16 protein-coding genes are annotated in these 17,958 nt (G+C 64.6%); 8 read left to right on the forward strand and 8 right to left on the reverse strand.

The window, feature by feature from the left end; all coding sequences use genetic code 11:
- Positions 1-33: 33 nt before the first annotated feature.
- Together ACAG21_RS12600 and ACAG21_RS12605 are read right to left on the reverse strand one after the other, a co-directional pair.
- Positions 34-2,028, reverse strand: coding sequence for a phosphotransferase (locus tag ACAG21_RS12600; RefSeq protein WP_370496454.1), 1,995 nt, complete (start codon positions 2,026-2,028; stop codon positions 34-36).
- A 59-nt stretch (positions 2,029-2,087) separates the two neighbouring features.
- On the reverse strand, positions 2,088-3,593 hold the full coding sequence (locus tag ACAG21_RS12605; protein ID WP_370496455.1) for a carboxylesterase/lipase family protein: 1,506 nt from the start codon (positions 3,591-3,593) through the stop codon (positions 2,088-2,090).
- Between the two features lie 78 nt (positions 3,594-3,671).
- Between ACAG21_RS12605 and ACAG21_RS12610 the strand changes: the two genes are divergently transcribed.
- On the forward strand, positions 3,672-4,364 hold the full coding sequence (locus tag ACAG21_RS12610) for a hypothetical protein (protein ID WP_370496456.1): 693 nt from the start codon (positions 3,672-3,674) through the stop codon (positions 4,362-4,364).
- A gap of 34 nt (positions 4,365-4,398) precedes the next feature.
- On the opposite strand, the gene ACAG21_RS12615 is transcribed toward ACAG21_RS12610, so the two are convergent.
- Genes ACAG21_RS12615 through ACAG21_RS12630 form a run of 4 tightly spaced genes read right to left on the reverse strand, consistent with a single transcriptional unit; the run spans position 4,399 to position 8,515 of the window.
- Entirely contained in the window at positions 4,399-5,364 is a 966-nt protein-coding gene (locus ACAG21_RS12615) for an SDR family NAD(P)-dependent oxidoreductase (protein WP_370496457.1), read from the reverse strand.
- On the reverse strand, positions 5,361-6,575 hold the full coding sequence (locus ACAG21_RS12620) for a cytochrome P450 (protein ID WP_370496458.1): 1,215 nt from the start codon (positions 6,573-6,575) through the stop codon (positions 5,361-5,363). Before ACAG21_RS12620 ends, ACAG21_RS12615 begins: the two co-directional genes overlap by 4 nt.
- A gap of 15 nt (positions 6,576-6,590) precedes the next feature.
- Positions 6,591-7,673, reverse strand: a complete 1,083-nt coding sequence (locus tag ACAG21_RS12625) for a dihydrodipicolinate reductase (RefSeq protein ID WP_370496459.1) — start codon at positions 7,671-7,673, stop codon at positions 6,591-6,593.
- 53 nt (positions 7,674-7,726) lie between these two features.
- Positions 7,727-8,515 carry an SDR family NAD(P)-dependent oxidoreductase gene (locus tag ACAG21_RS12630; RefSeq protein WP_370496461.1) on the reverse strand — a complete coding sequence of 263 codons (789 nt, stop codon included), beginning with the start codon at positions 8,513-8,515 and terminating at the stop codon, positions 7,727-7,729.
- 210 nt (positions 8,516-8,725) lie between these two features.
- Between ACAG21_RS12630 and ACAG21_RS12635 the strand changes: the two genes are divergently transcribed.
- Positions 8,726-9,325, forward strand: coding sequence for a TetR/AcrR family transcriptional regulator (locus ACAG21_RS12635; RefSeq protein WP_370496462.1), 600 nt, complete (start codon positions 8,726-8,728; stop codon positions 9,323-9,325).
- Here the strand turns inward: ACAG21_RS12635 and ACAG21_RS12640 are convergent.
- The gene (locus ACAG21_RS12640; RefSeq protein WP_370496463.1) at positions 9,322-10,425 is read right to left on the reverse strand and encodes a dihydrodipicolinate reductase; all 1,104 of its coding nucleotides are present in this window, start codon (positions 10,423-10,425) and stop codon (positions 9,322-9,324) included. The two genes, ACAG21_RS12635 and ACAG21_RS12640, sit on opposite strands and share 4 nt — an antisense overlap.
- A gap of 300 nt (positions 10,426-10,725) precedes the next feature.
- Between ACAG21_RS12640 and ACAG21_RS12645 the strand changes: the two genes are divergently transcribed.
- From ACAG21_RS12645 to ACAG21_RS12670, 6 genes are all read left to right on the forward strand, one after another.
- Positions 10,726-11,469, forward strand: coding sequence for a hypothetical protein (locus ACAG21_RS12645; RefSeq protein ID WP_370496464.1), 744 nt, complete (start codon positions 10,726-10,728; stop codon positions 11,467-11,469).
- A 177-nt stretch (positions 11,470-11,646) separates the two neighbouring features.
- Complete coding sequence (locus ACAG21_RS12650; RefSeq protein WP_370496466.1) at positions 11,647-13,176, forward strand: nitric oxide reductase activation protein NorD; 1,530 nt, start codon at positions 11,647-11,649, stop codon at positions 13,174-13,176.
- Positions 13,173-13,964, forward strand: a complete 792-nt coding sequence (locus ACAG21_RS12655) for a CbbQ/NirQ/NorQ/GpvN family protein (RefSeq protein WP_370496467.1) — start codon at positions 13,173-13,175, stop codon at positions 13,962-13,964. Before ACAG21_RS12650 ends, ACAG21_RS12655 begins: the two co-directional genes overlap by 4 nt.
- Before the next feature lie 26 nt (positions 13,965-13,990).
- Positions 13,991-14,119 carry a hypothetical protein gene (locus ACAG21_RS12660; protein WP_261859545.1) on the forward strand — a complete coding sequence of 43 codons (129 nt, stop codon included), beginning with the start codon at positions 13,991-13,993 and terminating at the stop codon, positions 14,117-14,119.
- Positions 14,116-14,835, forward strand: a complete 720-nt coding sequence (locus tag ACAG21_RS12665) for a hypothetical protein (RefSeq protein ID WP_370496468.1) — start codon at positions 14,116-14,118, stop codon at positions 14,833-14,835. Before ACAG21_RS12660 ends, ACAG21_RS12665 begins: the two co-directional genes overlap by 4 nt.
- 20 nt (positions 14,836-14,855) lie before the next feature.
- Positions 14,856-15,287, forward strand: a complete 432-nt coding sequence (locus ACAG21_RS12670) for a hypothetical protein (RefSeq protein WP_370496469.1) — start codon at positions 14,856-14,858, stop codon at positions 15,285-15,287.
- Between the two features lie 35 nt (positions 15,288-15,322).
- Here the strand turns inward: ACAG21_RS12670 and ACAG21_RS12675 are convergent, their stop codons facing one another.
- Entirely contained in the window at positions 15,323-17,941 is a 2,619-nt protein-coding gene (locus ACAG21_RS12675; RefSeq protein ID WP_370496470.1) for a sugar epimerase family protein, read from the reverse strand.
- Positions 17,942-17,958 lie beyond the last annotated feature (17 nt).

A 17,958-nucleotide genomic window follows, 5' to 3' on the forward strand; every position in this document is an offset into this window, starting at 1 on the left:
CGATGGGATACCCCGCTGCGGTCGGCACAGCGCCTAGGTCTGTCGCGCGAGGTTGCGGTTCCATTCCATCCAGCCGACGCCGGTGCGGCCGTCCGCGGTGTCGATACTGACCCAGGCCCGGGCGAACTGACTGACCTGTCCGTCCGGGCCGGTCAGCAGCACTGGGGCGTGGCCTTGGATGTCGACATCGCCACTGAGGCCACCGGGGTCCAGACTCAAGGTCATTTTCAGCGGTAAACCGTTGTCTGCGAATGCTCTTGGGTTCGTCACGGTGTGCAATTCGGTGACGTTGCGGTCGGCGTCCTGGATGTAACCGATACCCAACGGGGGAACATTCGGGATGGTGATGTCCAACCCATGCAGGTGGGTGCCGTCGCCGAGGTGCAGCGCACTCCACATCCAGTCCATGCTCCACCAGTCACGAACACCCCACGAGTGATCACGTTGTCCCGCAACGGAATCCATCCGATAGGTAGTGCCGTTGACGGTGACGGTTCCCGTTACGGTGCAGGGGATTTCGTAGCGCGTCGTCACCCGGTACTTGTATGGAGCACCGTCGGTGGTCCACACCAGATTCATTGTCAGGTCGATGGGTGTTCCCGCTTCGCCGCGCAATATCGCCGACGGGTCCGCGTAGGACTGTCCCTTCGCCCGCACGTCGACCCGGTAGGTCTGCAATGGTGCGCTGGCGGCGTGGCTGATTTCGAAGGCGTCGGTGCGCAACACCCACGGGTCTTCGGGCAGCGGAACTTCGTAATCGAGCACCGCCACGGTGGGCAGGTCCGGTCCGCACAGCAGCACCTGAACCCAGGCAACCTGCTGGTTGGCGACCAGGCCGACGCGAAACCAGCCACCGAATCCCTGTGCCGCGTCGACAAAGTCGGCATACCAGCTCTCGCTCCACAGCGGTTCGTCGGTCGGCACATGCGCGCGTTCGTCGTCCTCGGTTGGCCGCAGCGGTTCGGGCACGACCGCATCGGGCAGCGTCGCCAGTGCGTCGGTGTCGAGCACATGATCGCAGTGCCGCGCCAGCATCGTCATAAACATCTCGTCGCCGCGCTCGGTGCGTTCCACTAGCATCGACGACACGATCGCCATCATCACGCCGAAAAAGCTTTGCCGCCGAACACCTTCGGCGACATCGGCAAGCGTGATCGGCGCTTGAGGACCGAGCGCCTCATGGTAAGCCCGCAGCAATGCGTCGTAGTGTGCCCGACGATCCTGCGTCCGCAGTGCGCAGCCGAGGAAGTAGGCCAGGTCGGTAACCGGCGCACCCCAGGACACGGTCTGCCAGTCCACGACGGTCAGCGCGCGATCGGCTCCGTCGGCGCCGAACAACAGGTTGTCCAGCCGATAGTCGCCGTGGACCAGGCCCAGGATCTGGTTTCGTTGTGTTTCAGCGGCCAGATAAGCATCGAACGCTCCGACCAGGCGTTCGCACACCGTGCGGTGCGCCGGCGCGATCTGGTCGCCGTAGCGGTCGAGGAAGCCGGCATACAGCGGGGCGATCATGGCCTGGTTGAGTGGAGCATCCCGGTTGAGCCAGGGCGCGTCGGCCAGCGACGTATCGCCGAGCAGCGGGCCGTGCAGCTGCCCCAGCTGGACGACCGCGATGGTGGCCTGTTCGATTGTGGCACCGGCGATTTCGTTGCCGACAACTGCCGGAACGGCGTCGCCGAGCAGCAGATCAAAGACGCCGGTCGAGGTGTCGATCGCGGCGTGGTAGCACGGTGCGATCGGTCCGCCCAGGCGTGGCGCGATATCGCTGTAGAAGCGGACTTCACGCTCGTAGAGGCCCAGCGCCAACCCGGTTTGCCGACTGATCGGATCGCTGGCCGCGACCTTCAACACCACCGACTCCGGTCCCGCGGCCCCATCCCCGTAGCGCAGCCGGACCCGGTAGCACTCACTCATTTGGCCGGTGCCGATGCGTTCGGTCTGGAAGTCGGCAACCTCGCCGGCGCCGATGGTGGCGGTCAACCACGAAGCGGTGAGATCACTGGGTCGTTCGACTGGCTGGGTCTGCATTGACGTCCTTTGGCCGAATCTTCGCTGACGGGTTCAGCGTGCCACGTCAGCGTGCCAGGTCACTGCGCCAATGAGAAGCCTGCCCAGGCAATCCGGCGATGCGGATGCGGATCGAATTCGACACGGCTCTTGTTGTCGAAGACCATCACAGCGCGGTCGTCCACGGTGTAGGCGGGCCAGTCCTCACCCGGCACCCCGCTGCGACTGAACGCTCGCCAACGGCGCTGCACCTGGTTGCTGACTCGAAGTGCGGCGCGCTGATCGGCCGCCGCGGTCAAGAATGCGCCGAGCCGCGTCCGATAGAAGTCGAAAACGGCCAACAACTCGGTGGCATGAGTCGCGCCCAACCCCGACCAGCGCAGCATCCGGGGCGCGTAGTCGTAGCGATACAAATACGTCGGGGCGTGACCACTGTGCGCCTCGGCCAGCTGCCAGGCCGCCGAGCTGAACGCGAAGTCCCCGCCCAGCTGGATGCATGCCGAGGACGACGGGTAACCCGGGTAAGCGGCCATAATGCGTTCGCGGGCAACCGGTTCCAGGTCGGCCAGCAACTCCTCGATCATCGACTCGTTGGTCGGCAGCATCTTGAGGAACCTGGTGAACAGCCGGCCTTCTTCGGCGTTGGTGCCCACGATCAGCGGGACTCGATGCGCCCGGCCGTTCTCCATCGCCACGACAGGGTCTTCGGGCAGGCAGTCGTCGCCGATCACCGGGCCGATCGGGAAGGCGCCCAGCCGGTTCTCCATGCCCTGGTCGATCAGCCGGTGCTGGGTCTCGACTAGTTGCGCCGGGGATGCCTGCATCAGCGCGTTGGCGGCGTCCTCGGGACGCGCGCCCAGCAACTCGGCGAACCTCGTCGCGAACTGGGCCGAAATCTCCTTCGACCGAACCAGGCCCGACGCCGGGCTTTCCGCGATCGCCCGCGCGAACAGACCAACGGCTGCCGGCACCGCCAACAACGTGGCAGCGATACAGGCGCCGGCGCTTTCGCCGAAGATGGTGACGTTACCGGGATCGCCGCCGAAGCCCGCGATGTTCTCCCGAATCCATTGCAGCGCCATCACCAGGTCGCGCAGGTACAGGTTGCTGTCGATGGTGGTATCCGCGGTCGACAACGACGACAGGTCAAGACATCCCAGCGCACCCAGCCGGTAGTTGACCGAAACGTACACACAGCCGCGGCGGGCCATCGCCGCGCCGTCGTAGAGCGGGACCGCGGAGCTGCCCAGGATGTATCCGCCGCCGTGAATGAAGACCATGACCGGCAACGGTTCGTCGTGCCCCGACTCCGGCGCAACGACGTTGAGGGTGAGGCAATCCTCGCTCATCGGCTGATATCGGCCGACACCCAGCATGGTGTAGCGGCGCTGCTGGGGCGCGCAGTTGGTGAAACCGTGGCAATGACGCACACCCGACCAGGCTTGCGGCGGCTGCGGCGCCCGCAACCGCAGCCGTCCGACCGGCGGCCGGGCGTAGGGAATGGATCGCCACCGGTTGACGCCATCGCGGGTGAAGCCTTCGACGATGCCGTGGGCGGTGCGTGCGCGGACAGTGCGCTCGTGCATACGCCGACGGTAGCCGACACTACGTATATAGGGCGCGCGTAGCGGCCAAATCCACGGTGTGACGGATAGCCTGTCGGCATGCGAATGGCCGTCTTGGTCACACTCTCGGTGTTGGTTGCCGGATGCTCGCATGGCGGCGGGGGTCAGTCGGCGCCCAGCCAGGCGCCGAACACGACGGCGGTGTCGGGGTTTTCCCCGACCAGCACGGTCTCAGCCGGGAGTAAACCGCCGGGGCCGCCGGCCCCACCAGCGGCCGGCGCGCCGATCTCGGACGTGATCAGCTGGATCGAGGCAGGTCATCCCGCCGATCCGGCCCGCTATCACGCGGTCACCCGCGACGGCGTCACCACCCAGCTCGGAGCCGACGTCGCCTTCAGCGTGCCGGCCGCCAAGCTCGCGTGCACGACGGATTCCGCGCACACCGGCGGTGCGCTGACCTGCCTGGTCGATCTGGCCAATCCGCCGCCCCGCCCGGACACCGCCTACGGCGAATGGAAAGGCGGCTGGGTCACGTTCGACGGGACCAACCTGCAGATCGGGGCGGCCCGCGCCGATCCGGGGCCGTTCGTCTACGGCAATGGGTCCGAACTGGCGGGCGGGGACACATTGTCCTACGACGACTATCGCTGCCGGGCCGACCAAGCCGGCCTGTTTTGCGTGAACTACGCCCGCCAGTCCGCCGTACGGTTCAGCGGCGCCGGAATCCAGCAGTTCGGCTGTCTGCGGTCGGTGCCGCCGCCCGATGGCATCGGCATTGCGTTCAGCTGCTGAGGACTTATTCGCACACCCGCGGCGAGTCGCGTCGTCAGTCCGCTTGCTCGGCCAGGATCATCGCGAAGAGCTCGGCCATCTCATCGGCGGGCCCGCCCGGCACCGTGTAGCCGGCTTCGTCGCGGATTTGCCCCAGGTGGTCGGCCACCTCTTCGATCGACAATTCGGGGCTGTAGAAGCCCTTGGTCCGCCCGATGAAAAACCGCGAAACATGGCCTGCACCAACGGTATAGACCTCGCCCGACACCGGACAATCGCGGTGGGTCAGGAAAGCCGCCACCGGGGCAACCAGGGCCGGATCCAGCTTCTTGAGGTATTGGTTCGTCAGGTCGTCCAGCACGGCCTGCGCCGCCGGGTCGGCCGGGGGTGCGGCAGCCTCGATCGAGTGCGTCAGCATCCTCGTGTAGGCGATCGGGGCGAGGGCGTTGACCTTGATATCGCGGTCGAAACCTTCGGCGGCCAGCACGCGGGTCAAACCGAGCAGCCCGGTCTTGGCCGAGCCGTAGTTACTCATTCCGACGTTGCCCAGGATGCCGGCTGCCGACGTGGTGTTGAGGATCCGGCCATACCCCTGCTCGCGCATCGCCTTCCATGCCGGTTGCGTCACGTGAAACGCACCCCGCAAATGGACGTCCAGCAGCGGCTCGAAGCGCTCGGCGGTCATGTCCTCGAACGGCGCATCCCGCACGATTCCCGCATTGTTGATCAGGATATCGACGCAACCCCATGTGCTCAGGGCGGTATCGATAATCGCCTGTCCCCCTTCGGCACTGGTCACGCTGTGAGTGTCCGCGACGGCCTGACCGCCCAGCTCTCGAATCTCGCGTGCGGCAGCGTCCGCCACTCGGTTGCTCGAGCCATCCCCCGTCACCGAGCCACCGATGTCGTTGACGACGACTCGCGCACCCCGAGAGGCCAGCAGCAGCGCGTACTGCTTGCCCAGGCCGCCGCCGGCGCCGGTGATGACGGCGACCTGATCGTCGAACCGCAGCTCGTTCACCAGCTCACCGGGAGCTCTTTCATGCCGTAGATATTGGCTTCCTTGAACCTCAACTGCTCGGGCGATACCGCCAGCTTGAGCCCGGGCAGGCGGCGTGCCAGTGTCGCGAACGCGACCTGCATCTCGACACGGGCCAGGTTCGCACCGATGCATTGATGCACGCCGTATCCGAAGCCCAAGTGCCCGCGGGTGTTTCGGCTGACGTCGAAGGATTCGGGATTGGCGACGAAGTCCGCGTCCCAGTTCCCGGCGAGCAGGCTCATCATGACGAACTCGCCCGCGTGAATCAGCTGACCGCCGATCACCAGATCTTCGGTCGCTACGCGATCGACCTGGCTGTGCACAATGGTCAGGTAGCGCATCAACTCTTCGACGACGTTCGCGACGACGGCAGCGTCGTCTGTCTGGCCAAGTCGCTCGAACACATCGGGATGGTCCAGCAGCACAACCGTTCCCAACGAGATCATGTTGGCCGTGGTTTCGTGACCGGCCTGCATCATGATCACACCGTTCATCGCGGTGGTGGCATGGTCTAGTTGGCCCGTCGCGACATATTCGGTGACCAGACGGCTGATCAAGTCGTCGCCGGGTTCACGCGCTTTGCGCTCCACCAACTCCTCGATGTAGGCGTACATCGCCCCGAAAGCTTGGCCTTTTTGCTCGTCGGTGGACCTCTGGTCCAACCCGGTGGTGGTGTGGCGCTGGAAGATCTCGAGATCTTCGGGCGGCACTCCCAGTAGCAGTGCGATCACCAATGACGGCACGGGCAAGGCGAATTCGCGTACCAGGTCGGCCGGCGCACCTCCGGCGATCATTTGTCCCAGATAGTGGTCGACCGTTTCCTGGATGTGCGGCCGCATGGCTTCGCAGCGCCGGAAGGTGAAGTTGGTGGTCATCATCCGCCGCAATCGGTGATGCTCGGGATCGTCGGTGCGGGCGAACATCACCGGGACCCTGTTCTCGTCGTCCTTCGGCATGATCGAGTCCGGAATGGTCTTGGCGGACAAGCGCGGATCGACCAGCGCCGCCCTGATGTCCTGGTAGCGGCTGACCACCCAGACCGGGTTGCCCTGGAACATCGCCTGTCGTAGCCCGGGCCGTTCCCGCCAGTCCGCGAATTCGACGGGCGGCGCAAGCGGGCACCGCGCCGGCCGTGGCACCGGCAGCACCGGAAGTTCGGCGTCAGAACGCACTTCGGAAGTTGTTGACATATCCCGCGTTTCCCATTAACCCTCGGCCCACATCGCGCCGCGCATGGTCGCGGACAGCGGAATGTCCTCCACCGCAACAAGTCCCTGCGGTGCGCGACACACCCACTCGATCGCGTTGACCGCGCGACCGGCCGTCGAAATGCAGCCTGCGTCAGTGGAATCCAGCACCGGGTGCGAGACATGCGTGTTGATCTCGACGCGCGGCTCGCCCTCCACAACGACGCGGTGCACGCCGGTGTGGCCCTCGGGCGGGAATTCCCAGTCCGGTGCCGCCGCGGTGGTGAGCCGGGTGACGTGTTCGAGGGTGATCACCGGCTTGCCGTCGCACACCCCTTCGGTCGCAAAGCGCACCGCACCCATCTGCCCCGGCTCGACCGTCATCATCGTGCATTCGATTCGTTGTGGCGTGTACCAGGGTTCGACGCGCTGACGCACCTCGTCGAGCTTGATGTCCAGGTTGTCCGCCAGACTGCGGACCTGACCGCCCCACATCGACACGATCACCCCGGGCAGAAACATCATCGGCGAATCGTCGTCTTCAGTTGTCCCGAAACCCATTGCAGCACCGGTGAACTCGGCATCGTCGTAGTTTCCGTAGTCGAAGATCTCCTGCACGGTGATCGAATCCACCCGCGTGGTGAGGCTGACCGCCGCGTGCACGAGCGTGTCGCCGGAGAAGCCGGGATCGATGCCGTTGACGTAGAGCGAGGTGTTCCCGGCCTCGCAAGCCTTTTGCAACGGCTCGCGCAACCAGTCGTCGGCGTGGTGCGGCGTGACCAGCCAGACCATCGAGGTGCCGACGACGTTGGTGCCCGCGGCGAGGAACTTGGACATCTGCTCGATCGCTTCCATCGGCCGGGTCTCGCCCTGCGAGGTGTACACCACGCAATCGGCGCCGAGGTTCACCAGGGCGTCGATGTCGTCGGTGGCGACGACGCCGGTCGGTGCGTCGAGTCCGCACAGTTGCGCGGCGTCCTTGCCGATCTTGTCGGGGCTGGCGGCGTGCACGCCGACCAGCTCCAGGTCAGGCCGGCCGATGATCGCCCGCAACGAATGCCGCCCCACGTTGCCGGTGGAGAACTGTATGACTCTGCGCATCGCTACCTCACTGTCCCCGTGGACGATACTGTATCGCTTTCGGTGCGACGGACTCAGTAATCGGGTATCGGCAGTGGGGAGTTGTTCGAGTCGATACCGCCGTCGACGTGGAAAGTGGCGTTGGTTGCGTAGCAATCGCGCGTGGACAGGTACACCGCGAGCCGCCCGAGGTCCTCGACATCGCCGAGCCGATGCAACGGCGTGGCCTCCATCATCTTCTCCAGTGACCCGGGCATCAGGTCCAGGCTGCCCTTCAGTCCGTCAGTGGCGAAGGAGCCGAGGGCGATGGCGTTGACGCGAATCTTCGGGGCGAGTTCCTGCGCCATCGCACGGGTGAGCGCTTCGAGGCCGCCCTTCGCCACGCAATAGGCGGTCAGCGCCCGGATGCCGAATCGGGCCGAGCCCGACGAGATGTTGATGATGGAACCGTGTCCGGCGCTGAGCATGTGCGGGGCCGCGAGCTGACTCATGATGAAAGCCGATGTCACACACCAGTCGAAGGTGTGCCGGAAGTCTTCGTCGGTGATGTCCAGGAACCGCGCATAGGTGGAGCCGCCGACGTTGTTGACCAGAATGTCGATGCGGCCGAACCGTTCCATGGCCGTAGTCACGACCCGCTCTCCGTCGGGACGACTAATCGCGTCCGCGACGAGCGCCAGCCCCTTGCCCCCGCTGTCCTCGATGCCCGCAATCGTGCCAACGATATCCGCCTCGGTGCGGGCGGTGCCGACGACCGTCGTACCCGCCTCTGCCAAGACCCGGGCGATGCCCGCTCCGACGCCCTTCCCGGCGCCCGTGACGATCGCGACCTGCCCGTCCAGCCGGAACTGCTCCAACGCCATGCCGAGCTCCTTTGATCGTATGTGACGTCCGCGCGTTCAATCTATGGAGCTTGCTGACTAAAGTCAACGAGCATGGACGGCGGTCATCGGAAGTGGCGAGCCTGCACCCACAATGACCAAGTTATGCAAGCCTTTTTGGCGACAACACGGCATAATGGTTTGGTTAGTCTCGATGCTCTCGCATGAGTCAGGTCAATCGTGAGGAAAGAAATGGCTGTGACGGATCGAGTGTCGGCACGAGAAGCCAAGCGCTTGCAGACGCGAGAGCGCTTGATGGGCGCCTCGATCGCGGAATTCGCTCGCGCCGGCATGGCCGAAGCCGACGTCAGTGCGATCGTGGCCGCTGCCGGAGTTGCCCACGGTACCTTCTTCTTCCACTTCCCCACCAAGGAGCATGTACTGCTGGAGCTGGAGCATCGAGAAGAGGAACGCATAGCCAAGCAGTTCGCGCAATTCCTGAAGTCCAAGCACGATCTTGGTTCCGCACTGAACGAGGCGGTTCGCCTGGTGGTCGGGCTGGAACGCCGACTCGGTGATCGGTTGTTCAATGACTTTCTGGCGCTGCACTTTTCGCAAACTCGACCGCAGACCGAAGACGGCAGGGATCACCCCTTGATCGTCCTGGTCGCCGAGGAAATCGCGCTCGCCCAAGAACGGGGCGAAACCGATCCGGAAGCCAACCCAATGAACAGCGCGGTGTTCTTCTTGCTTGGTCTCTACGCGCTGTTGATCACCACGAACCACTGGCCGACGGGCCACACCCTGCTGGAAGACTACGTCGCAAGGACTTTGCGTAGCCTTAGGCCCTAGGGCCGGATTACACCACGCAGCGGCATCAGGCCGAGTTCGTTGTGGGACATGAATCCCGGCGCGGCGTCGCAGACCGCGGGAATCGCGTTCGCGGGCCCCATCGCGGTCCACGTGTAGCCGGGCAGCGCGTAGCCACCATTCGGGTCCTGCGCCCCCTGCAGGATCAGCTCGGTGGACGAATCTCCCTCGATCACTATGCGATAGTGGTAGTGCTGAAGCCAATCCTCCTGCGGCTCAATGGCATCGAAGGTATCCATCGTATAGATCTCGTGAAAGACTACCAGCGGCCTACCGTCCACCCAGGCTGTCCACTTGTGATGCTGCCGCGCGACGGTGCCCTTCTTGATGACGCCCTTGAAGCCGGGCATGTCGCTGGTCGCTCCCCCTTCGAAGGAGATATCGCGTGTGGCAGTTCCCAGCTCCACCTCAGTCGTGTACTTCTCGACCGTCTTGCCCATTCCCTCGACAATCATTGCCATCGACTGCGCGAACAGTGGCCATGCTTGCCCCAACAGATTCGGGCCGTCCTCGAACCCGGCCGGATCGCTCCCCATTCCCATCTCGAACAGGTACTTCAGGGTGTCCCGCCCGAAATTCACCACCTCGTAGATGTGAATCGTGTCGATCTGGCTGACGATTCGGGCCAGTGTCAGGACGAGTAGGTCTCCGGCGAAACCCGGATTGACACCGCCCGCATGAAACGACGTACCGCCCTCGTGGCACGCGGCATCGATCTTGTCGATGTCCGCCTGACTGTGCTCGGTTCGATACCACCATGCGCCACCCGACGCGACGACGTTTTTGCCGCTGCGCAGCAGCCGGCACACCTCGTCGGGATCGGACCACAAGGGTGCATAGAACACGCAATCGGCATCCAGTGCTTCGATGACGGCCTTATCGTTGGTCGCCCGCACGCCGGTTGGCGCCTTGCCGCAGAGTTCACCGGCGTCCTTGCCCACCTTTTCCGGCCGATTGCACAGCACTCCAACCAGTTCGTAGGCGGGGTTGTGCGCAAAGTGGCGGAGTGCGATAGTCCCGACATTGCCGACGCCCCACTGGATTACGCGATACTTCTTCTCAGCCGGCGGCGTGGGGGTCATGGCAGCTCCTTTGCATGGCCGGAACGGCTGAGTGTTCGCTGAGCGTAGGCGCGCCGCAAAGGATGTGTCAACGATCCCGAGCTGACTTTTGTCAGTAAACTGCCGCCGGGAACGAGGTTCGGGCGACGGCAAGGCGTGCGAATCCGGCCGTTGTGCCAGGTGATACCAATGCGAAGCGGTGGTAGACGGGTCGGGTAGCGATGAACATTCGGGCACCGCTCTCGTGGCGTTTTGCTGACTATAGTCAGCCTGTTATAGTGCACGAGCCGATCCAATCAGCGCCGATGACGGGGAGGGCTCTTGAATCCGCCGAAGCTACAGCAGCGCGATCACGGTACCGGCGCGGCGGCCGGGTCGAGCGGCGCCGCGCAGTCGAGTCTGACCATCGACGAACACCTGGAGCGCTCAGAACTGGCTCAGCGCCAGGCCGACAAGTGGCTTGTCTGCGGCAGCTTGCTGATCGGCACCGCGGCTCTCGGTGTCTTCGGCCTACCACTGTTCCTGTGGGGAGTGCGGTTGCTGCGCCGGGCCCAACGAGATGGTCTGTCCGTTCGGCCGATGTTGGTCACGCTGCTCGGCTATCTCGTCATCATCGACGCCGCGATCAACACGGTCGGGTGGGCGCTCGACCTGGTGGCAAACCACACCATCCTGGCCCGCGTGCTGCTCAATGGGTGGGGCAACATGTTCGATGCCGGCTACTTCTGGCACTACAACGAGCTATGGGTCGGCGGCGCGGCCGGCCCGGGCGAAAAGGCCTTGGAAGTCGGACTCATCCTGACCGTCTTCACGATGCGCATCGCCGCCGCGATCGGCTTCCTGCAGATGAAGCGCTGGGGTCACCAATGGATGGTCATTACCTGCTGGATGGGCGTGGTCATCTGGATCACCTACGTGTTCAACATGACGATGTTCGCCGACGTGCGCTTTGCCGGCGTCGTGCTGCCGGTCGTCGGCTGGTGGCTCTACGACATCTTCTACATCACCCCCTTCCTGGCCATCCCCTACCTGCATACCGTCAACCGAGAACTCTTCTCGGATTGACATAGCTCATCCGATTTCATTGCGTCAGCAGCTATTTGGACATCCCGGGAGGTCACATCGTGGGGTATGTGTGGGAAATCCTTCGTTACGTCGCGGCGTGGGGCGGCACCGGTCTGATCATTTGGTTCTGGTATTGGCTCTTCTCCAACATCGGTACGTTCTGAGCGACGCCGGCCGATGAGCGACAGCCCCGATGCCGGCGCGATGGCGCTGGAACGCAGTTGCGCGTTGATCGCGGTCGCGCTCAGCGAACAACGCCGCGAAGGCGCGCGGCTCGTCACCGGCGTTCACCGTGGCTTCGGTCTGAACGCGGCACTCACCTACGTTCATGTCCCCTACCCGGCACCGTCCGATTGGACCCGCCGAACGCTGACCTGCGGTGTGGCCCTGCAATGTTCGCCATCGAAGGAGCGGATCACCGAATATCGCCTAAGCGAGCTGTCCACTCGGGAACTGCGCGCACTCACGCTCGTCGAAGCCGGCGTCGCCCTCGGCTGGTTAACGTGGCGGTGGCCGGGTCTGCTCCCCGAAGTCCGGCGACTGATCCCGGATGTCCGGGCAGAGGCCGCGGACCTGAACGCCGTGGAAATGCTCAACCGGGCCATCGCATTGGCCGCCACGGGACAGCCCTTGACGATTCATCCATTGCTGGGCGGCTTGCCATCGGCCTATACGACGCCGCAAGGACTGACCGACAAGTTTCGCCGCAGCTTCGGCAGGATGCCCTGGACCACCACACAGCAGCGGCTGCCCCGGCCGTATTCGGTTCCGGTCGGCGGCGACGGCGGCGTCCGCAATCCCAACCTGCCACCGCCGAGCCGGCCACAAGACAACGATTTCGATGTCACCCCGGAACACCGGCCCGGTATTCCCTATCCCGAATGGAACATGTGGACGCGGCAATTCATGCGCGACCATGTCGCCGTCATCGAACACGCCGCCGGGCGGCACATCCGCCGTCCGGTGCCGGTAGCCGTCGACGTCCGCAAGTGGTTCGAGGAACACACTCATCGTGCGATGACAAATCGGCTCGAGGCCGGCTCCGACCTCGACGTCGACCAGTACGTCAATCACTACGTCAATCTGACCACCGGCGAGGCGGAGGAGCCCAGGGTATTTCGCGACTTGCTGCCGAGCAGCCGAGACGTCACCACGGCGCTGTTGCTGGACGGCAGCTCATCGCTGGGGGTACACGGCGGTCGGGTGTTCCGGCTGGAATTGGCCTGCGCCGACGCACTTTCCCGCGCCATGGCGCTGGCACGAGAGCGTCATGGCGTCTTTGTCTTCACCGGCAACACGCGTCACCGCGTCGAAGTGCGGTGTCTGAAGGACTTCGAGGACCGCCGGTTCGTGCCGCCGAGCGGGCTGGGTTTGTCGACTCGCGGATACACCAGACTCGGTGCGCCGCTTCGCCATCTGACCAGCCGGCTGCTCACCCAGCCGTCCGAGCGACGCCTGTTGATCGTCATCGGCGACGGTCTGATCTCCGATGAAGGTTACGAGGGCCGTTACGCCTGGGCCGATGCAGCACACGCCGTCGAAGAGGCCAACGAAGCCGGTGTGTCGATGTATTACGTGGGAGTTGGACCGACGCGAGTCGATCCCCTCCCGGAGGTGTTCGGGCCTCGTCGTTCGCAACGTATCCGACGCATAGAGGAGCTTCCACGAGTGCTGGCCCATGTCCATCGTGAATTGGTCGCCGCATGACCAACGACACCTATTTCGCAAATGCCAACGAAGTCCAGCTGTTTGAGCAAGCCTTTCACCGGCGACTGCCGGTGATGCTGACGGGTCCGACCGGATGCGGCAAGACCCGGCTGGTCGAACACATGGGCGTGCTGCTGCACCGGCCCGTCGTCACGATCAGTTGCCACGACGATCTGACCAGCTCCGATCTCGTCGGCCGCTTCATGGTCAGCGGTGGCGACGTGCTCTGGACGGATGGGCCGCTGACCCGGGCCGTCAAAGCCGGCGCCATCTGTTACCTCGACGAAGTCGTCGAGGCCCGTCACGATTCTCTGGCCATCCTGCATTCGCTGACCGATCACCGGCGGTCGTTGTATCTGGATCGATCCGGTGAAGTCGTCACCGCGCCGGAGGAGTTCATGCTGGTGTGTTCGTATAACCCGGCCTACCGCAGCTCACTCAAGGAGCTGAAACCGTCCTTCCGCCAACGGTTCGTGACTCTCGGGATGCGGTATTTGCCGCCGGACCGTGAGGCCGACGTGATCGTCGCCGAATCCGGAATCTCATTGGCCAGCGCGCAACGGCTGGTCGGATGCGCGGTCGCGATCCGCGCTGCCGACGAAGCGTTTCACTTCGAGCCGCCGTCCACCCGCGTGCTGGTCACGGCAGCTCAGTTGATCGCCACGGGCGCAACGGAAATCGATGCGGCCGACGCTTGCATACTCGCGCCGCTGAGTACCGACGGCGCCATCACCGACGGTTTACGCGAAGTCGCGGCGGCCAGCCTGGCCATCGCCTCGAGCAGCTAGCAGGACCTCAGGAAAGGAGCACCGACATGGATCGCCAAGAACAAAAGCGTAAGAGGGCGCTCATCGTCTTTCAAATCGCCATCTACGGCTACCTGTTGGCGATGTTCGGAATCCAGCTCTATATGTCGTTTGCACGGGGTTGGTGGGATCTGTGAATCTTCCACTGCTCAACCGCAATTCGGAAGGCACGCCGGCGTCCAATGCCGTCGGGCTGGACGAGCACCACGACGAGTCCCGGCATGCTCAGCGGCGAGCCGACAAGTGGATGATCGTCGGCGCCGCCCTGATGGGCATGTGGGCTCCCGGCCTGATCGGTTTCCCAATTTTTATGCGGGGAGTATTCCTGCAACGTCAAGCCCTGCGTGCCGGTCTGTCGGTGCGCCCGATGATCGTGACGCTGATCGGCTATCTGACGCTGATCGACGGCATGTTGAACAGTCTGGGCTGGTCGCTGGATCTGGTCGCCAACCACACCCTGATCAACCGGGTGCTGATGGTCGGATGGGGCAACATGTTCGACGCCGGCTACTTCTGGCATTACAACGAGCTGTGGATCGGCGGTGCTGCAGGGCCGGGCGAAAAAGCCTATGTGGCAGGGCTGATCCTCACGGTGTTCTCGATGCGGGTGGCCGCGGCGATCGGCTTCCTGCAGATGAAGCGGTGGGGTCATCAATGGATGGTCGTCACCTGCTGGATGGGCGTGGTGATCTGGTCGGCCTACATCTTCAACATGACGATGTTCGCCGACGTCCGCTACGCCGGCGTGGTGTTCCCGGTCGTCGGCTGGTGGCTCTACGACATCTTCTACATCACCCCCTTCCTCGCCATCCCCTATCTGCACACCGTCAACCGAGAAATCTTCTCCGACTGAACAGGATTAGGAGCACTGCCATGACTGCACCATCCTCTACCGAGGAAAAGGCCCCGACTGACAGCCTCGAGCCGGGGACCACGCCGTACTACGCACGAATGCATAAATGGATCAAGCGTGCCGTGCTGGTGTGCCTGGTGGCTCTGGTGATCGAAGGCGCGTTCACCTTGCCCTTCATGGCTGTCTACTACGGCTACCCGACGCTGAGCCTCACCGAAATCTGCAGTGAACTCTTGAAGATTCGGTATTCGAACGACACCTTGGAGTGCAAGTACCCCTATCCCCCGCTCGGGCCGCCGGAGGGTGCAGAAGGCAAAGCCACCGCCCAGGACGTGTGGGGCATCCAGCCGATCCCGAAATATCACCGGCTTGGTTTCCGCGAACTCGTCAGGATTCACAACGACAGGCTGGCTCGCCAAGCGGCCCAGCAGCAGGCTGCGTCGCACCCGTGACCTATCGGGCCGCTCGATCTGGACCTCGAATTCGGCTAATTCGGCAGTGTCTCTTCGGGGGCAAGGTCAACCACCGTGATTTCTCCGGTGCTGCCGTCGACTTCGATCAGCGCGCCCGGCGGCAATGAGGTGGTTGCCCCATGAACATCGACCACACAGGGGAACCCGAATTCGCGGGCCACTACGGCCGCGTGCGACATCGGGCCGCCGAGTTCTGTCACGACCGCCGCGGCGTAGCAGAAAGCCGCGGTGTACCCGACGTCGGTAACCTCCGCGACCAGAATCTCACCGGGTTGCAGGTCGTCGATCGTTTCGGGCCGCACGATCCGCACCCGGCCGCGCACCCGTCCCCCGCACACGCCGACGCCGCGCAGGGTGTCTCCGCTGGAAAGAGCCGGCACCGACCTGGTGGACGGCTCCCAGCTCCCGCTGAATACCGTTGGCGGAGCGACGGTATTCAGGCGGCGGTGCTCGGCCCGGCGGCGTGCCACCAGCTTTTTGACGTCGAACGGCAGCGCATCGAGTTCATCGACCAACAAGTAGAAGACGTCGGCGGCGGCGTCGAAGACCCCGGCGTCGGCCATCCTGCGGCCGTATTCGCGCAGCAGACCGCGCAGCACCCAGTTGGCACGCACCACCTTGTCGCGACGGGCTTCGCGGTCGCGCAACTGGCGGGCTGCCAACATCGCTACCGGCTTGGCCCGCAACGGAATTCGCGGTTGGTGCGGCTGGGGCGCCGCGGACGCGCTCATTGCCCTGGCCACCATCCGGATCAGCAGCTCGGGGTCATCGGCATAGCTCGTTGAGAGCATCTCGAGCTCTGCGGGGCCGCGGTGACCGATCAACGCCAGCTCGGCCAGCACCGCGGCGTGGAATTTCGGCGCGTCGACGGCCAGCTTGTCGAGCCGCTCCCCCGGTTCGTCCAGCAGCCGAACTACGTTCGGATCACTTTGTGCCGCAAGAACCAACCGATGCATCGCCTCTACCGATCGAGCACTGACCAGTTCCGGCCCCGCAGCCGGGGAGGTGTCGCGGCCGCACAAGCCACGCAGCAACACGTTGAACGCGGCGCACAGCATGAATGACGCCGAGGCCAACACCCATCCGTGCACCACCTGGTCGCGCGCCAACCCGATCAGGCTCAGCAACCGGCGATCATCGAGCTTGGTCACATCTTCGGCCAGCCGTTCCAGCCGGTCTACGTCGGCGATGAACTCTTCGGTATCGCGGGACGCCCCGGAGCTCAGGCCCACGAGATTGACACCGAACACCCCGATATTGCGAGCATTACGCAATTGCCTTCGGGCCCGGCTGATTTCGGCGGGGCGCTGCTCGCCGAACACGGGCAGCGAAGCCATGCTGGGGCCGAAGAACCCGCTGTTGCTGACGATCATCGACGGCTTAGCGAAGGGCACGGTTTCGGCCATGAAGTGCGCCGACGTGATCGCCCCGTATAACCGATGGGCAAAAACCGCGACGGTGCGCATGGCGATTTCGCGCTGGACCATTCCGCCTGGCCGCAGCCGCTCGGCGATGATGGCACCGCCGGCGCGCAACCCGCGTACCGTCACCGACGCGGACGCGGGCGAAAACGGCCCTGGCAGCGCCTCGGACAAATTGGTTGCCAGGAAGGTGGGAAAGCGCGGGTCGATCGGGGTGTCGAACTCGCCGTTAACTCCTGGCGGCCCAGCCAATCTGGGGATCTCCCCGTCATCGGCCGCCGCATCGACGGCCGGCAGGTCCACCACGTTGGCCAGCCGCCACGGCAACGAAACGACCCGCTTGCCCAACGCGATGCGGCCGCGCACCGCGACCGCGAAGTCCTCGATACATTCGTCGCAGTTCCACGCGGGCTCGAACCCCCACTGCTCGCTCAGCCGCGCGGTATCCATCAGCGCGGCGCCGCGCACCAGCTCCAGCTCACGTCCCCAGGGCCGCAGCGGCCCGCGTAGCCGTAGGATCGGGCGACCCAGCGCGGCAGCGATCTGACGAAACGTCTGCCCGCCCGCGGCGGCCAGATTGACTGGGCCGTTGGCAATGTCGGCGTCGGCGACGGCGCGGGTGAACAGCCGCAGTGCGTCGTCGAGGTGGACGACCTGGATGCGGCGATCGTCAGATCCGTCGGGGAACACTGGCGACGCCAGCAGCCCGCGCACCCAGTTGTCGACGTTGCGCCCGACGATCAGCGCCGAGCGGATCGCGACCCATTCGGCGTCCGACGCACCCAGCAGGTCCTCGACGCGGGCCTGATGCACGCCGTCGGCCAGCATCGGAACCATCGGCTGCTGCTCACCGTTCGGCCCGTCGGCCCTGCCGTAGACGTGCGCGGACGACGCGAAAACAATGCGCCTGGAGCCGGTCTCGGCCATCGCTTCCAGGACGTTGACCGTGCCACCGACGTTGACCTCATGACCGAGGCGTTCGTCGGGTCCGGGGCAGCGTGCCCAGGCGAGATGCACGACGACGTCCGAGCCTCCGATCCCGCGCTTGACCGCGCTCGCGTCCCGGATATCTGCTTCGATGAAATCGGCCGCGCTCGACCAACTTTGGGGTCGGCGCCGCGCGATGCCCACGACCTGGTGGCCTTGGCTGAGCAGTCTGGAGGACAGACCGCGGCCGAGGACACCGCTGGCCCCGGTGACCGCGATTCTCACTGACTTCCGACTTTCAT

The organism is Mycobacterium sp. pR1184, assembly GCF_041287235.1.
Classification (GTDB): Bacteria; Actinomycetota; Actinomycetes; order Mycobacteriales; family Mycobacteriaceae; genus Mycobacterium.

What these genes read in the sequence shown, in the direction of transcription:
- ACAG21_RS12600 (WP_370496454.1), bottom strand. Translation starts at nt 2,028, where the DNA reads ATGCAGACCCAGCCAGTCGAACGACCCAGTGATCTCACCGCTTCGTGG.
- ACAG21_RS12605 (WP_370496455.1), bottom strand. Translation starts at nt 3,593, where the DNA reads ATGCACGAGCGCACTGTCCGCGCACGCACCGCCCACGGCATCGTCGAA.
- ACAG21_RS12610 (WP_370496456.1), top strand. Translation starts at nt 3,672, where the DNA reads ATGCGAATGGCCGTCTTGGTCACACTCTCGGTGTTGGTTGCCGGATGC.
- ACAG21_RS12620 (WP_370496458.1), bottom strand. Translation starts at nt 6,575, where the DNA reads ATGTCAACAACTTCCGAAGTGCGTTCTGACGCCGAACTTCCGGTGCTG.
- ACAG21_RS12625 (WP_370496459.1), bottom strand. Translation starts at nt 7,673, where the DNA reads ATGCGCAGAGTCATACAGTTCTCCACCGGCAACGTGGGGCGGCATTCG.
- ACAG21_RS12630 (WP_370496461.1), bottom strand. Translation starts at nt 8,515, where the DNA reads ATGGCGTTGGAGCAGTTCCGGCTGGACGGGCAGGTCGCGATCGTCACG.
- ACAG21_RS12635 (WP_370496462.1), top strand. Translation starts at nt 8,726, where the DNA reads ATGGCTGTGACGGATCGAGTGTCGGCACGAGAAGCCAAGCGCTTGCAG.
- ACAG21_RS12640 (WP_370496463.1), bottom strand. Translation starts at nt 10,425, where the DNA reads ATGACCCCCACGCCGCCGGCTGAGAAGAAGTATCGCGTAATCCAGTGG.
- ACAG21_RS12650 (WP_370496466.1), top strand. Translation starts at nt 11,647, where the DNA reads ATGAGCGACAGCCCCGATGCCGGCGCGATGGCGCTGGAACGCAGTTGC.
- ACAG21_RS12655 (WP_370496467.1), top strand. Translation starts at nt 13,173, where the DNA reads ATGACCAACGACACCTATTTCGCAAATGCCAACGAAGTCCAGCTGTTT.
- ACAG21_RS12660 (WP_261859545.1), top strand. Translation starts at nt 13,991, where the DNA reads ATGGATCGCCAAGAACAAAAGCGTAAGAGGGCGCTCATCGTCTTTCAA.
- ACAG21_RS12670 (WP_370496469.1), top strand. Translation starts at nt 14,856, where the DNA reads ATGACTGCACCATCCTCTACCGAGGAAAAGGCCCCGACTGACAGCCTC.